The sequence below is a fragment of the Ignicoccus hospitalis KIN4/I genome (assembly GCF_000017945.1).
GTDB lineage: Archaea > Thermoproteota > Thermoprotei_A > Sulfolobales > Ignicoccaceae > Ignicoccus > Ignicoccus hospitalis.
This window is the reverse complement of the sequence record NC_009776.1, coordinates 1,189,687-1,203,218: the sequence shown is the minus strand read 5'-3', so window position 1 is coordinate 1,203,218 and position 13,532 is coordinate 1,189,687. Positions and strand designations below refer to the sequence as shown.

Sequence of the window (13,532 nt, the reverse complement as noted above, 5' to 3'; positions counted from 1 at the left end):
AGACGCCGTATTTCTGAACCTCACGCTACCGAGCGGTGAGCGGAGGAGCGCTTTGTGCATCCAATACACGCGACGGCTGGCGAGGGACCTCAAGAGGTGGGTTCACGAGGACTCCCCCTTAGGCGACGTCACGACTGACGCAGTCTTCTGGTCGAAGGAAGACTCAGAGAAGATTATGGATATACAAGCCCGCAGTCGAGTGTATGTGGTCTGTCCCTCTTTGATAGAGGGAGCGCTGGGGGCGCTGGGCCTGGAGCCGGAATTCATTGCGCCCGCTGGCTGGACTCAGGGCGTCGTAGTCAGCGTGAGGGGCCTCACCAAAGAGCTCTTAATGTTCGAGCGGACGTTATTGAACTTCCTCATTCACGTCTTCTCGATATCGACTGAGGTGAGGAGGGTAAGGGAGCTCTTGGACTCCTCCGGCTTCAAGAACGTCAGGGTAGCCGTAACCCGGAAGACTGTTCCCGGAATGAGGCTCTGGGCCAAACTCTTCGCTAGGGCCGCGGGGGCCGACACGCACCGGCTGAGCTTGAGCGACATGATACTAATCAAGGACACACACATCAACGCCTACGGTGACTTGTTAGGGGCGGTGAGGGCCGCCAAGGAGAACGCCTCCTTCACCCACAAGATAGAGGTCGAGGTGTCCAGCGAGGAGGAGGCGTTTGAGGTCTTGCCGTATGTCGACGCGATAATGCTCGACAACGTGGGTCCGGAGGAGGCTAAAAGGATAGCTTGTAAATTGAAGGAGGCGAAGCCCTCAATTATAGTGGAGGTAAGCGGGGGAATAAACAGGGAAAACGTCCTTCAGTACGTCAACGAGTGTGTGGACGTGGTGAGTATGGGGTATTTGACGCTCTCGCCCCCTCTCGTCGACTTGGGTGCGGAGATCAGATGAGGCTGTGCGTGATAGGTTGCGGGAACGTGGGAAGACTCGTGGCGAAGAACCGCGGGGTTCTGGGCGTTAGTCTCAAGTTCTTCGATAGACACCCGGAGAGGTGCTTCGAGGTGTGTAAGGACGACTGTGAAGTTTCCACCAGCTTCGACGAATTCTTGGAGGGTTGCGACTTGGTCGTGGAGGCTGCCTCCCCGGAGGCGGTTAGGCAGTACGCCCCTCAAGTACTGAGGAAGGCCGACATGGTCGTCTTGAGCGTAGGCGCCCTAATGGATAAGGAGCTTTACGGCCGACTGTTGAGGATAGCGGAGAACTATGGTACTTCAATAGTCGTTCCCAGCGGGGCGGTTGCCGGAATAGACGCGATAAAGGCGTTAAAGAACGCCGGGATAGAGGAGGTTCAAGTTATAACTACTAAAAACCCTAAAGCGTTGGGCGTAAACGTCGAGGAGAAGACGGTCCTATTCGAGGGGCCGGCCAGCGAGGCTGTAAAGAGGTTCCCCACCAACGTGAACGTAGTCGCAACAGTCTCACTCGCCGCGGGGAAGGAAGCCACCGTGAAGGTGGTCGCCGACCCCTCAGTAGATAAGAACGTCCACGAGATAAGGGTAAAGTCAAAGGCTGGGGAGCTTTACGTCAAAGTAACAAACGTACCCAGCCCGGACAATCCCAAAACCAGCTTGTTGGCCGCACTATCCCTTATAGAGACCCTCAAGGAACTCGTCAAGAAACAGCGTATAAGAATAGGCACGTAACGACCTCAAAGGCCCCAACTTAATTTTCCTCCAATAGAGGGAGGACACGGACGAGAACATGAAGAGCTTCGGCGAACTCATATACACCCCCGACAGGGCCGAGGGAGAGGCCATATCCAAGGCTGAGACCCATACGCCCAAGATAGAGGCCCCAGAGAAGGTCAAGGCCGACCAACCCTTCCAAGTGAGGGTGTCCGTAGGGCCACACCCCAACGAGGCGGCCCACAGCATACGCTGGATAGAGCTGTACTTCTACGAGGAGGGCAGGCCGTTCAACCCGGTAATGCTGGGAAGGGTGGCCTTCGAGCCGGGCTACGCGGAGCCTGACGTGACCTTCACCTTGAAACTGAAGAAGTCTGGGGTACTCTACGCTATTTCCTACTGTAACCTCCACGGTCTCTGGGAGGCGCGCAAGGAGATAAAGGTAGAGTAACTTTAACTTTTTATTCCATCCCTAAGCCCTCGAAAGGAAATGAATGCGTTCTCCCTCCTACCGAAGGAGCTCAGAGAAGCTTTAAGGAAGAAGGGGATCCGCTCTCCAACTCCCATCCAAGAGAAGGCCATACCCATAATCCTTCAAGGTTACCACACCTTGATAACGGCCCCCACTGGGAGCGGCAAGACTGAAGCTGCCCTCTTGCCCGTGGCCGCGCGCATAATTCAGAAGGGTTCGTTCGGGGGTCTCAAAGCACTCTACATCACGCCGTTGAGGGCCTTGAACAGAGATATAGGCATAAGGGCCTTGGAACTGCTCAGAGAAGCCGGGCTGAACGTAGACGTCTGGCACGGCGACACGCCTTATAGTAGGAGGAAGAAGATAATAGAACATCCTCCGGAGGTCCTCGTCACTACTCCAGAGAGCTTAAACATAATTCTGGCTAACAAGGAAATGCTCAAGCATCTAAATAACGTAGAGTATGTAATCGTTGACGAGCTACACGAACTCATAGAGGAGAAGAGGGGGGCCGAGCTAACGGTCGCGCTCGAGAGGCTTTCCGAGAGGGCGCGGGTACAAAGGATAGGCGTGAGCGCTACAATATCGAACGTGAACTTGGCCAAGAAGTTCCTGGGCGGAGGGAGGTTCGTGATAGATGTGGCGGACGAGACCGTCAAGAAGCCCGAAATAAAGGTATACGTAGAGGATTCGTTTGAAAATATGGTTTCTAAGGTTAAAGAAATAATAAAGAAAATTGACGGGACAGTTTTGGTATTTACAAACACAAGGGATACGGCAGAAGTGTTGGGCAAGATCCTCAAGGAGGAGTTCGGAGAGGAGGTCGCGGTCCACCACGGCTCCCTCTCAAAGAAGGAGAGGGAGGGAGTGGAGCGCCGCGCCCGTAAGGGCGAGCTCAAAGTAATCGTGGCCACCTCCTCCCTGGAGCTCGGAATAGACATAGGTTCCGTGAAGCACGTAGTGCAGTTCGCCTCGCCGCGCAGGGTAACTAACCTCGTGCAGAGGGTCGGGAGGGCCGAGCACAAGCCTTACGAGAGCCCCAAGGGGAGCGTGGTTACGGGGCTTAAGCCGTACGAGGCCTTCGAGGCATTGGTAATAGCGAAGAGGGCCGAGAGGGGGAACCTCGAAGAGATAAGGGTCCACGAAAATCCCTTGGACGTGTTGGCCCACCAGATAGTCGGGACGCTAGTGGAAGGGCCGCGCCACAAGGAGCGATTGTTCGACCTCGTAAGGAGGGCCTACCCGTTCTGGGGGCTGAGCTACCAAGACTTCGAAGAAGTCTTCAACTTACTCGTAGAGAACAAGTTAGTCTCGTGCGACGGGAGCTTCTGCCGCGCCACGAAGAAGGGGGAAATCTACTACAGAACCACGGGAATGATAGTTGAAAGCAAGCAGTATAAGGTAATCGTATACGGGACTAACGAGGTCGTGGGGACCCTCGACGAAGAGTTCGTGGTGGACTTGGAGCCGGGCGACACCTTCGTCCTAGGCGGGAAGGTCTGGAAGTTCATCGGCATGGAAAACGAGAACGTTTACGTCGAGAGGTCCGAGGGCGAGGGCCCGCCCCCCAGCTGGGAGGGGGAGCTGATACCGGTGGACAGGAAGGTGGCGAGGGAGGTAGGCGCCCTGAAGAGGGCTTTCGACCTCCTCATAGATAACTACCCGACGGATCAGGAAGGTAAAGAGAGATTGAGGGAGTTCTTGAGAAGCGTCAAGGGACCCGTGGCTAACGACAAGGTTGTGGTAGCGGAGGTCGAGGGGAACGTAATAGTTTACAACGTACACGGAGGGAGTAAGGCGAACTTGGCCTTGGCTTACGCCCTCTCCGAGCTGGCGCGCTACGAGTTCGGGTCGGCTTCCTTCAACACGACGCCGTACCACGTAATCCTCTTCTTGCCTAAGCAAGCTGACGAGGCGACGGCAGAACGCCTATTTAAGTCGCTCAAGTACCAAGACCTAGAGGCCCTCGTGAGGGACGCGGTGAAGCAGTCCAAGCTGTACGCTTGGAGGCTCAGCAAGGTGCTGGTGAGGATGGGCCTTCTGAACAGAAAGAGTATCAGTTTGGACGAGCTCAAGAAGGTAGAAAAGACGCTAAGGAAGGTTTACTTAGACTTGCCCCCAGGGAAGGAGGCTATGAAAGAGATATTGGTGGAAAAGTTAGATATAGAGGGAGCTAAGGAAATTCTCGAGAAGAGCGAGCTCGTCGTGAGGAGGGGCTTTAGCGAGCAGTCCAAGTGGGCGCTAGAAGGGGCTTGGTACTCCAAGGACGTCTCCTCCTCCCCCCAGGCGGTCGTCAAGGAGGCCGTCAAGCTTAGGTTGGAGAACAGGGAAGTGACGATGGTCTGTTTGTTGTGTGGGAGGAAGTGGAGGGGAAAGGTTAAGAACGTCGATATAAGGTGCTCTTGCGGCTCGGCCACCGTGGTTCCGACATTTAACGAGAAAGAGCTCGAGGAGGTCGCGGAGATGATAGCGGCTGGGAAGGAGCCGGACAAGAAGCTGAAGAAGTTGGCCGAAGAAGCTAGGAATAGGGCCTTACTGCTCTCGACCTACGGCAGAGATGCTTTGATTGCCCTAGCGGGGAGGGGGATAGGCTCTAGGACTGCCGCAAGGCTCTTGAGCGACGTGAGGGCGGGCTTAAAGGATCTAATAGATGCTATCATAGAGGCCGAGAAGACGTACGTGAGGACGAGGAGGTATTGGTAGGCGATGAGGACTCGCATCCTTGCCCGAACTGGGTGAGGACCGAATCCCGGACCGAGCCGTTTCAGTTGACCTCTAAGCGCCCCTTTCCGAGCATCTCAACTAACGAGATGGCCGTATCGGCCCCCTTTACACACGAGCTCAACATGTCCAAGTAGGCCTTCAAGAGCTTTATCCTCTCGTCCTTCACGTCCTTTTCCAGTTCTTCGAGTACCTCCATCATAGCTTTGGCTATCTGAGAGCACACGTCCAAGCTCCGACCGCGCGGTCCTCCTCGCGAATCCCTTTATATCCACCCGCAGCCCCGCGGAGGGGTAGCTAGGAATGGGCAAGAGGCTGAGGGTACAAAGGCACGGCAGAGGGACGCCGCAGTGGAGGAACAGGGGTCACCTAAGGGTAGCCCCTGGCCGCTACCCCTCTCCGGAGGTGCTCAAGCTTGACGAAACATACGAAGGGTACGTAGTGGAGCTTAAGCACGACCCGGGCCGCTGGGTCCCCCTGGCTCATATAGTAATTCCCAACGTAGCCGACTTCTGGATCCCCGCCGCTGAGGGCATGTACACCGGCCAGAAGGTTCAGATAGGCCCCAACGCGGCCCCTGTGAACGGAAACATCTTGCCCCTTTATGCAATTCCCGAAGGAACTCAGATATTCAACGTGGAGATAAGGCCTGGAGACGGGGGGAAGCTCGCGAGGAGCGGAGGGGCCTACGCGATCCTCGTGGGCAAGAGCGGAAACAGCGCGATAATACAACTCCCGAGCGGCAAGGTGAAGCAAGTAAACGCCAAGGCTAGGGCTACCATAGGCATAGCGGCGGGAGCGGGAAGGGACGAGAAGCCACTGCTGAAGGCCGGAAACGCGTATTACAAGTGGAAGGCCAAGGCCAAGAAGTGGCCGGTAGTTAGGGGCGTGGCGATGAACGCGGTCAACCACCCGCACGGAGGCGGGAACCACCAGAGCCCCGGCTATCCGACCACCGTCGCGAGGAACGCCCCGCCGGGACAGAAGGTCGGCCACATCGCCGCCCGGTGCACTGGAAGGGGCTGCAAGCAAGCGAAGGCGAGGCTCGGCCTCAAGTGACGTACTTCACAAAATTTCGTTCATTAATCCACTCCTTTTTGGCCCTCCGGGGAAGGGAGTGGTTAAAGTCCTCGTGGTGGCCTTCGGGGGCCAGTACAACCACTTGATAAAGAGGAGTATCGAGAGGATAGGTCACGAGGCCGCGCTCCGTCCCTACAACCTCCCTCCCCCCGACGAGGGCGAGTTCGACTGCGTGGTCTTTGGAGGCGGTCCCCTAACCATGCCTAAGGACTTCGACAAAGTTAAGGGCTTGGAAGCCTACTTGCGTTGGAAGAAGCCGCTGCTGGGCATCTGCTTGGGCCACCAAGTCTTGGCCCTCTTGAACGGCGGCGAGGTGGGGCCCTCCCCTAAGCCGGAGTACGGCGACGTCACCATATTCGTAGACGACGAGGACGACATACTGAGGGGGCTGGCCCCCTCCTTTAGGGCTTGGGAGAGCCACAACGAAGAAGTGCTCCGAGAGCCTCCGAACAGTAAAGTAATAGCCCACAGCGAGAACACCCGGGTGCAAGCCCTCAAATATTACAACGGGCCCTATTACGGAGTCCAGTTCCACCCTGAAGTCCAGCACACGGAAAAGGGTTCCTTGGTCTTTCAGAACTTCGTCGAGCTGTGCAAGAGGTGACGTGTATAAATACAGTTTTTTACCCCCGATAGGGCGGGGCGCGAAAGTGTCTCAGACCAAGGGCGTGGAGATCAGTAGGGCCGAGCTCAAGCGGCTCTTGAAGGAATTGGAGCAGTGGAGCGCCCCCGCGACGACCCTCTTGAGCTTGTACATACCGCCCGGCAGGCCGGTAGGGGACGTAATGGAGCTCTTGAGGAAAGAGCTCAGCGTCGCTGACAACGTCAAGTTGAAGAAGACCAGGGAAGCGGTCAAGGCGGCTCTGACGGCAGCAATGGAGAGGTTAAAGATGTTCGACAAGGTTCCTCCTAACGGGCTAGTGATATTCTGCGGCGTAAACCCGAACACGGAGAAGCTGGAGTGCTTCACCTTCTCGCCGCCGGACAAGGTTCCGGTCTTCTTCTACAGGACGGACAAGAAGTTCCACACGGAGTTCCTCAAGGATATGGTCGAGGAACCCGAAGTTTACGGCTTAATACTGGTGGAGAGGGGAAGGATGATCGTGGGGGCACTCAAGGGCTCCAGGATAGAGGTCCTCGGAGAGGCCACAGGCTTCATACCCGGTAAACACCACCGAGGCGGCCAGTCCCAGAGGAGGTTCGACCGACTGATAGAACAAGCGGCCGAGGCGTTCTACAAACACGCCGGTGAGAGGGCCTCTCAGCTGCTGCTGCCTTATCTAGAACAAAAGAGGTTGAAGGGCGTCCTCATAGGTGGTCCCGCCTTCTCGAAGCAAGACTTCTTAGAGGCCGGGGGGCTGGACTACCGAATAAAACAGCTCACCATAGGCCTTTACGACGTAGCGGATGTGGACGAACACGGGCTTCACGAGCTCGTCCAAAGGGCGGCGGATGACATAAAGGGCCAGAAGTACGCCGAGGCAACTAAGGCCTTGGAGGAGTTCAAGCGACACTTGGCGAGGGACACGGGCTACGCAGTATACGGCGAGGCCGAGACCCTGGAGGCGTTGAACATGGGCATGTTGAAAACTTTATTGATATCCGAGGATCACCCGAGGCTGGAGGAGATAACGGAGCTCGCGAAGAGGTACGGTACAGAAGTGGTCGTAATAGAGGGCGTCCCGGAGGCCGAGTGGTTCAAGAAGACGTTCGGCATAGCCGGGATAAAGAGGTTCAAGTGAGTTTTCGGGGGCAGTCGTGGAGCCGCTAACCCTCTTCACGCTCTTCCACGTGTTCGTAATTGATGGAGACACTTTCGTTTATCACGGCGTGAAGTTCAGGCTTTACGGAGTCAACGCTCCGGAGAGGGGCATGCCTTGTTACGAAGAGGCCAGAGAGGCCTTGAAGGAGTTCTTTGAGAGGGGAGCTCAAGCGATAACCGTGGGCGAAGACCGCTTCGGCCGGCGCTTGGTCTTAGTTTGGAACTCCCGAGGTTCCGCGGCCTCTTGGCTGTTCTCCAAGGGGCTGGCGATCCCCTACCCCTACGCGGGCCCCTTGGTCGCTAAGGGTTACTTGGCGGACGCCTTAGCCAAGTGGAGGCCGGGCTGTCTGTTCAAGGTAGGGAGGACCTTGGTAGAACTCGTAACCTTTACCTACAACCCTCCCGGCCCCGATAAGGAGGAGATAGTGTTAAAGAACAAGTCCTTCAAAACGGTAACCGTCACATTGATGAACAAGAGGTGGTCCAGCGTCGTGGTCGAAGTCGGGCCGGGCGTGCAGACGGTAACGGTGACTAACTTCCTCGGCAACAAAGGGGACGCGTTAGTAGTCCACGTGAAGGGGACTCTACAAGCCCTGGTCGCTTACATACCTAAAGCGTTCACCAGTACCGTTTACCCGGGAGGAACTTGGAGCCCACCCCTCGACAGCTCCTCGCGTTGATGCTTAGGAGCAAGGGGTACGGCGTTACCGAGATAGCTAAGATGTTAAACACTTCCAAGCAGAACGTTACTTCCCTTATAAAGAGAGGTATGAAGAACGTAAAGAAGTACGAGGTGACGTACAAGCTATTGAAGGCGAGCGGGGCCAAGCGCGTGGTCTTCTTCGACGAGGGCGTTAAGCTGTACGACGTCGCCTCGCAATTAATTAAAATAGCCGACTCGTTGTCAATAAAGCTCAAGGGTAACATAAATGACATTATGTCTTACTTGAAATTCGAAGGGGACGTGATTAACGGGGCTTTGGCCAAGCCTCACGCAGTGGGGGTCCTCGAGGACGGACATCTAGTAGTGTTAAAGGACGAGGCTCTGGAGGAGTTCGGTAAACTGGTGACACTTTACGAAACTGTCGTTAATAAGGGAGATCTGAGCGAGAGGTAAACGGGAATTGGTTTGAACAAACGCGCGCTTACGATGACCGTAGCCCTCTTTATCTTCGGCCTCAGCGTCGTAGCGCTGGCCACTCACGTTATTAACAATAGCTCAAAGAAGACCTTGCTCGTCTTTCTGCCGGCGGCGGGGAAGAGGGTTTGGCAAGAGCTGATCCCGCTGTTTGAGAAGAGGTACGGGGTGGAGGTGGAGGCGGTCTACGGCTCTTCGGGGAGGTTGTTGCAACAAGCTTACGTGTCCGAGAGGGGGGACGTCCTGGGGAGCGCCACCCCGCCTTACATGAACAAGGCAGTGGAGTACGGCTTGGTGTACCCAGAGACGGTGTCGTACGTAGCTTGTATGAGGCCAGCAATCTTGGTTCCGAAAGACGTTAACGTATCGGGCCTTGATGATTTAATAAAGAGGGGCATCAGAATACTGATGTGTGACCCCGAAGGCTGTGCGGTGGGCAAGTTCTTCAAGTACGCTTTAGCTAAGGAGGGCTTGTGGGAGAAAATCTCAAAGAAGGTAGTTGGCTATACTGAGAACTTCTCCAAGCTGATTGCAGCACTGCTCGTAGGAAAGGCGGAGGCTGCCTTGGGCTGGGACGTAGCGGCTCGCTGGTACCCCGGCAAGCTTAAGGCCGTGCCGCTCGACCTCGCCGGCCCCTACGAGCCGTGTATAGAAGTTGCTGTACTTAAGAGTACTAAAAACTTGGGTTTGGCAAAGTTGTTTGTAAAGTTCATCACATCTAAGGAAGCCCTCGAGAAGTGCCGAGAGTACGGCTACTCGCCGCCGAGGTGAGAGGATGAAGGCGGTGGCGATAGCTTTGGCCCTCTTGGGGACTTTGATAATGTTGTCCCCCTTCGCGGTGGTGCCTCCAACTAAGGTCTTGGAGGAGATGGGGGACAGGGAGGTCTTGTTCGCCGTTTGGCTAAGCTTGGCAACCTCTTTGGTTTCCACCGCTTTAGTATTGAGCCTAGCGCTCCCTACGGCCTACTCCTTGTCGCGCGGCTTCGCGGGGAGCGGTTTGGTAGAGGCCTTGTTAAGCGCCCCCAACGCCCTGCCTCCGGTCGCAGTGGGCGCTCTCCTACTGATCTTCTTCTCCCGTACGCCCATAGGTCAGCTGGTGGACAGCGTAATCCCCATAGTGTTCAGTGTGCCAGGGATAATAATTGCACAAGCCTCTGTCACCTTCCCGCTCGCCTTAAAGCCGTTGAGGTCCGCCATGAGGGGCTTACACGAAGACGTCTTGCTTATGGCGAGGACGTTAGGTTGCACCAACTTTTGCTTATTTAAGAAAATTATATTGCCCTCTATTTCAAATACACTAAAATCTTCTTCGGTCTTGGTCTTTACGAGGTCTTTGGCAGAGTTCGGAGCGACAGTAACCTTGGCCGGCTCAATAAGATTTAAGACGGAAACGCTTCCAATAGCTATATACCTCAATATGAGTTCAGGAAACTTAGAAAAGATGATAGCTCTAATAACGTTGGCCTCCTTTCTCGGCTTCGCTTTACTGTCGCTCTCCAAGAGGTGGGAGAGTTGATCGTCGCAAGGGACGTTACGATAAGGTACGGAAGGGTCGTGTTGTTCAAAGACTTGAGCTTGCGTGCGGAGGGGGTAACGCTCCTCGTGGGGCCCAACGGCGTCGGGAAGAGCAGCTTGTTGAGGTGTATAGCCGGCGGAAACAACTGCTCCGGGTATATAGAGGTGGACGGCAAGGTGGTCCAAAACGGGACCAAAGGCCTCCCCCCGGAGAAGAGGGGCTTGGCCTACTTGCCCCAGTCCGGCCTCGCGGTGCCTAACTTGAGGGTCGAGGAGGCGTTGAGCATGATCAACAAGTACGACGAAGAGGTCCTCGAGGCGTTGGGGTTGAACAAGCTCCTCGACAAAAGGGTCGGGGAGCTCTCCGGGGGTCAGCTGAAGAGGCTCAGCTTGGCGCTGGTCCTCCTTAGCGGTAAGAGGGCGTGGCTTCTGGACGAGCCCCTCGCCGGCGTAGACAAAGAGGGCCGGTCGGAGATAGCCGAGCTCGTGGCGAGGTACTCCAAGTCCGTAGGAGCAACGGTCTTATGGGCTACTCACTTACAAGAGCCCAGGGAAGTGGCGGACCGCATAATAACGCTCGGCGATGAAGACGTGCTTTAGGTCGCCGAAAAACTAATGACGAGGGATCAACCGGCTGAGCCGCAAAACTTTTAATTCACTATCCGGAAGGCCCCCCGGAGGCTTCGGGGCCGTCGTCTAGCCCGGAAGGACGCCGCCCTTACGAGCCCTGAGCTGGGAGAGGCGGTAGTCCGGGGTTCAAATCCCCGCGGCCCCACCACACGAAATTTACAGCCCCGAACTTCCAAATCGGAAAACCAAAACTCCGCTTCCCCCTCCGGAACTTCAACCTCTACTAAAACTATCATGTGTCTCAACTCTCGTTTGCTACAACCTTCCGGAACTTAATATACGCCCTTGTTACTTTGGGCCCCCAAAGGGCTCGAGGTGGTGGCACGCTGCCCAGTGTTCGTGTTCTACCTCAACCGCCTTGGGTTCCTCCCTCTCGCAGACTTCCGACCTCAAGGGACAGCGCGGGTGGAAGCGACAGCCGGGAGGGGGGTTCACCAAGTCCGGCGGGCTACCGGGGATCCACTTCAGCTCCCCTCCTCTGAGGCGGGGCGTGGACTCCAACAAGAGTTTGGTGTAGGGGTGGGCGGGGTTCTTCAGAACTTTGTCTGCCCTGCCGTACTCGACTACCTTCCCGGCATACATTATCATGAGTTTGTCGCTCAACGCGCTCAAGACGCCCAAGTCGTGGCTTATCAGAATGATGCTGAGACCCTTCTTCGTTTGTAACTTCTTCATCAAGTTTATTATTTGGGCTTGAACGACCACGTCTAGCGCTGTGGTGGGCTCGTCGGCTATCACGTAGTCCGGGTCGAGGAGGAGCGAGAGCGCTATCGCCACCCTCTGCTTCTGACCTCCCGAGAGCTGGTGGGGATAGCGGTCCGCTACCTCCGGGGGCAGGGAGACCATTTTCAACAACCTTTCCGTCAAAGACCTGGCCACGTCGTCGCTCTCAAACATCCCGTGGGCCTTCAAGGTCTCCTTGAAGTGTTGATATACCGTATATACCGGCGTCAAACTGTTCATGGCCCCTTGGAAGACCATACTTATCCTCTTCCACCTCACCTCCTTTCTGAAGCTCTCGTAGTCCATGCTCAACAAGTCCACGCCGTCCAAGAGGACCTTGCCCCCGACCACCTTCCCGGGCCTCTCGATGAGCCTCATTATCGCCATGCCCGTGGTGCTCTTCCCGCAGCCGCTCTCCCCAGCTATTCCCAAACTCTCCCCCTTCTTCAACTCGAAACTGACGCCGTCCACGGCTTTGACCACTCCCCTGTGCGTGTAGTAATACACCTTGAGGTCCTCCACCTTTAGCACGGTTTACACCTCCTTCAGCTTCGGATTTAGTATCACATCCATCGCGTGACCTATCATTGCGAAGCTCAGCGCCACCAGAGCCACCATCAAGCCGGGCGGTAGTATCCACCACCAGTAGCCGCTCACGCTGGCCCCGTAAACTTGGGCGTCGTGGAGCATCCACCCCCACGTGGGCACGTTGGGGTCGCCCAAGCCCAAGAAGTCGAGCGAGACCTCCGTGAGGATCGCCCCTGGCACGCCCAAGGCCACTTGGGCGGCGGTGTAGGGCATTACTTGGGGCAAGACGTGTTTGAACATTATCCAGAAGGGCCCCGCGCCGGCGGCCTTGGCGGCCAGGACGTAGCCTTCGTTCTTAATGCTGAGGACCATTGATCTAACTACCTTAGCAACGCCCATCCACGAGAATACGGCGATCAATAATATTATTACGATCAAGCTGGGTTTGTATATTATGGCCAGAAGTATCAAGAGCGGCAAGGGCGGTATTGAATACCAAGTCTCTAAGAGCCTTTGCATGACCTTGTCCACCTTCCCGCCGACGTAAGCGCTCACCAAACCGTAAACGGTCCCCCAGAGGGCCGCGATCAAGCTCGTCAGCACTCCTATTAACAAGCCGTACGGAAGGCCTATCATAGTGAAGGTAAAAACGTCGCGCCCGAAGACGTCGGTCCCCATAAGCCCGTAAACATTGCCGTCCAGTATCAGCTTGCTCGTGACGTTGACTCTCCCCAAACCGATCACGTTGACAATGATCTTGTAGTTACCCTTTAGGACCTTCCCTTCTCTATCCGTGAACAAGAGCTGGGTGACCGGCACGTCCGACCTAGAGGCCCAACGGTAGACGTTGTTCTTTATCTCGTCATAGTTGTTGAACGAAATGGTGGACGGTAGGTCGCGGGCGCTCGCTTGTAGGAGCTTCACCTCCTCTCCGTCCGGCCTTACCACCTTAACTACTACTGCCGGAGGGGTCTCGTAACTTACCTTGAGTATGAGCTTTATGTCATTGGGAACGCCTCCGTAGCGGTAACTCAGCTCGTATTCCTCGGTAACGTTAGAGACCCTCCCGCCGTACATTACCTTAAGCGTTTCGTGAGTTGGCGCGGTTTCGAAGGTTGGGACCACCTTGTCTGGGTAGAACATCTGGCCGAACCAGCTCGGCGGTACCGCAGAGGGGTAAACGGACCAAAACGTCGTGTTCCTCCAGAGCCTCTCGTAGCCGCTGAAGGCCGTTAACGAGTAGAGGGCCAGCGCCAACAACACGACAAAGGTTAGCGTACCGAAGAGGCCGGAGCTCTGGGACAACAGCTCCTTCAAGAACTCGTTCAAAG

15 protein-coding genes and 1 tRNA gene are annotated in these 13,532 nt (G+C 55.9%); 13 read left to right on the top strand and 3 right to left on the bottom strand.

Going from position 1 to position 13,532, the window contains the following annotated elements; translation table 11 throughout:
* Positions 1–52: 52 nt before the first annotated feature.
* Genes nadC through IGNI_RS06965 form a run of 4 tightly spaced genes read left to right on the top strand, consistent with a single transcriptional unit; the run spans position 53 to position 4,807 of the window.
* Positions 53–898, top strand: a complete 846-nt coding sequence (gene nadC / locus IGNI_RS06980; RefSeq protein ID WP_012123490.1) for a carboxylating nicotinate-nucleotide diphosphorylase — start codon at positions 53–55, stop codon at positions 896–898.
* Positions 895–1,650, top strand: coding sequence for an aspartate dehydrogenase (locus IGNI_RS06975; RefSeq protein WP_012123489.1), 756 nt, complete (start codon positions 895–897; stop codon positions 1,648–1,650). The genes nadC and IGNI_RS06975 overlap by 4 nt, the downstream gene beginning before the upstream one ends.
* 58 nt (positions 1,651–1,708) lie before the next feature.
* Entirely contained in the window at positions 1,709–2,083 is a 375-nt protein-coding gene (locus IGNI_RS06970) for a class II SORL domain-containing protein (RefSeq protein WP_012123488.1), read from the top strand.
* A gap of 39 nt (positions 2,084–2,122) precedes the next feature.
* Positions 2,123–4,807: a DEAD/DEAH box helicase gene (locus tag IGNI_RS06965; RefSeq protein ID WP_012123487.1), complete on the top strand. Its 2,685-nt coding sequence runs from the start codon at positions 2,123–2,125 to the stop codon at positions 4,805–4,807.
* A 61-nt stretch (positions 4,808–4,868) separates the two neighbouring features.
* Here the strand turns inward: IGNI_RS06965 and IGNI_RS06960 are convergent, their stop codons facing one another.
* Entirely contained in the window at positions 4,869–5,057 is a 189-nt protein-coding gene (locus tag IGNI_RS06960) for a hypothetical protein (protein WP_052570394.1), read from the bottom strand.
* Between the two features lie 71 nt (positions 5,058–5,128).
* Here IGNI_RS06960 and IGNI_RS06955 point away from each other — a divergent pair, with 71 nt between their 5' ends.
* The 9 genes from IGNI_RS06955 to IGNI_RS06915 all read left to right on the top strand — a co-directional run bounded on the left by IGNI_RS06955 (position 5,129) and on the right by IGNI_RS06915 (position 11,098).
* A complete protein-coding gene (locus IGNI_RS06955; RefSeq protein WP_012123486.1) occupies positions 5,129–5,884 on the top strand; it encodes a 50S ribosomal protein L2 in 756 nt (251 codons plus the stop codon).
* 58 nt (positions 5,885–5,942) lie between these two features.
* Positions 5,943–6,509, top strand: a complete 567-nt coding sequence (locus tag IGNI_RS06950) for a GMP synthase subunit A (RefSeq protein WP_012123485.1) — start codon at positions 5,943–5,945, stop codon at positions 6,507–6,509.
* A gap of 46 nt (positions 6,510–6,555) precedes the next feature.
* Positions 6,556–7,647 (top strand): peptide chain release factor aRF-1, encoded by a 1,092-nt coding sequence (gene prf1 / locus IGNI_RS06945; RefSeq protein ID WP_012123484.1) that lies wholly within the window; start codon positions 6,556–6,558, stop codon positions 7,645–7,647.
* 16 nt (positions 7,648–7,663) lie between these two features.
* A complete protein-coding gene (locus IGNI_RS06940; protein WP_012123483.1) occupies positions 7,664–8,347 on the top strand; it encodes a thermonuclease family protein in 684 nt (227 codons plus the stop codon).
* Positions 8,314–8,784, top strand: coding sequence for a Tfx family DNA-binding protein (locus IGNI_RS06935; protein ID WP_148202290.1), 471 nt, complete (start codon positions 8,314–8,316; stop codon positions 8,782–8,784). Before IGNI_RS06940 ends, IGNI_RS06935 begins: the two co-directional genes overlap by 34 nt.
* Positions 8,785–8,796: 12 nt before the next feature.
* Positions 8,797–9,576, top strand: a complete 780-nt coding sequence (modA, locus tag IGNI_RS06930) for a molybdate ABC transporter substrate-binding protein (protein WP_012123481.1) — start codon at positions 8,797–8,799, stop codon at positions 9,574–9,576.
* Between the two features lie 4 nt (positions 9,577–9,580).
* On the top strand, positions 9,581–10,321 hold the full coding sequence (locus IGNI_RS06925; protein WP_012123480.1) for a molybdate ABC transporter permease subunit: 741 nt from the start codon (positions 9,581–9,583) through the stop codon (positions 10,319–10,321).
* The gene (locus IGNI_RS06920) at positions 10,318–10,920 is read left to right on the top strand and encodes an ABC transporter ATP-binding protein (protein WP_012123479.1); all 603 of its coding nucleotides are present in this window, start codon (positions 10,318–10,320) and stop codon (positions 10,918–10,920) included. The genes IGNI_RS06925 and IGNI_RS06920 overlap by 4 nt, the downstream gene beginning before the upstream one ends.
* A gap of 85 nt (positions 10,921–11,005) precedes the next feature.
* Positions 11,006–11,098 (top strand) — tRNA-Val (locus IGNI_RS06915).
* Between the two features lie 140 nt (positions 11,099–11,238).
* On the opposite strand, the gene IGNI_RS06910 is transcribed toward IGNI_RS06915, so the two are convergent.
* Positions 11,239–12,204, bottom strand: coding sequence for an ABC transporter ATP-binding protein (locus IGNI_RS06910; RefSeq protein ID WP_012123478.1), 966 nt, complete (start codon positions 12,202–12,204; stop codon positions 11,239–11,241).
* 3 nt (positions 12,205–12,207) lie between these two features.
* Positions 12,208–13,530, bottom strand: coding sequence for an ABC transporter permease (locus IGNI_RS06905; RefSeq protein ID WP_012123477.1), 1,323 nt, complete (start codon positions 13,528–13,530; stop codon positions 12,208–12,210).
* Positions 13,531–13,532 lie beyond the last annotated feature (2 nt).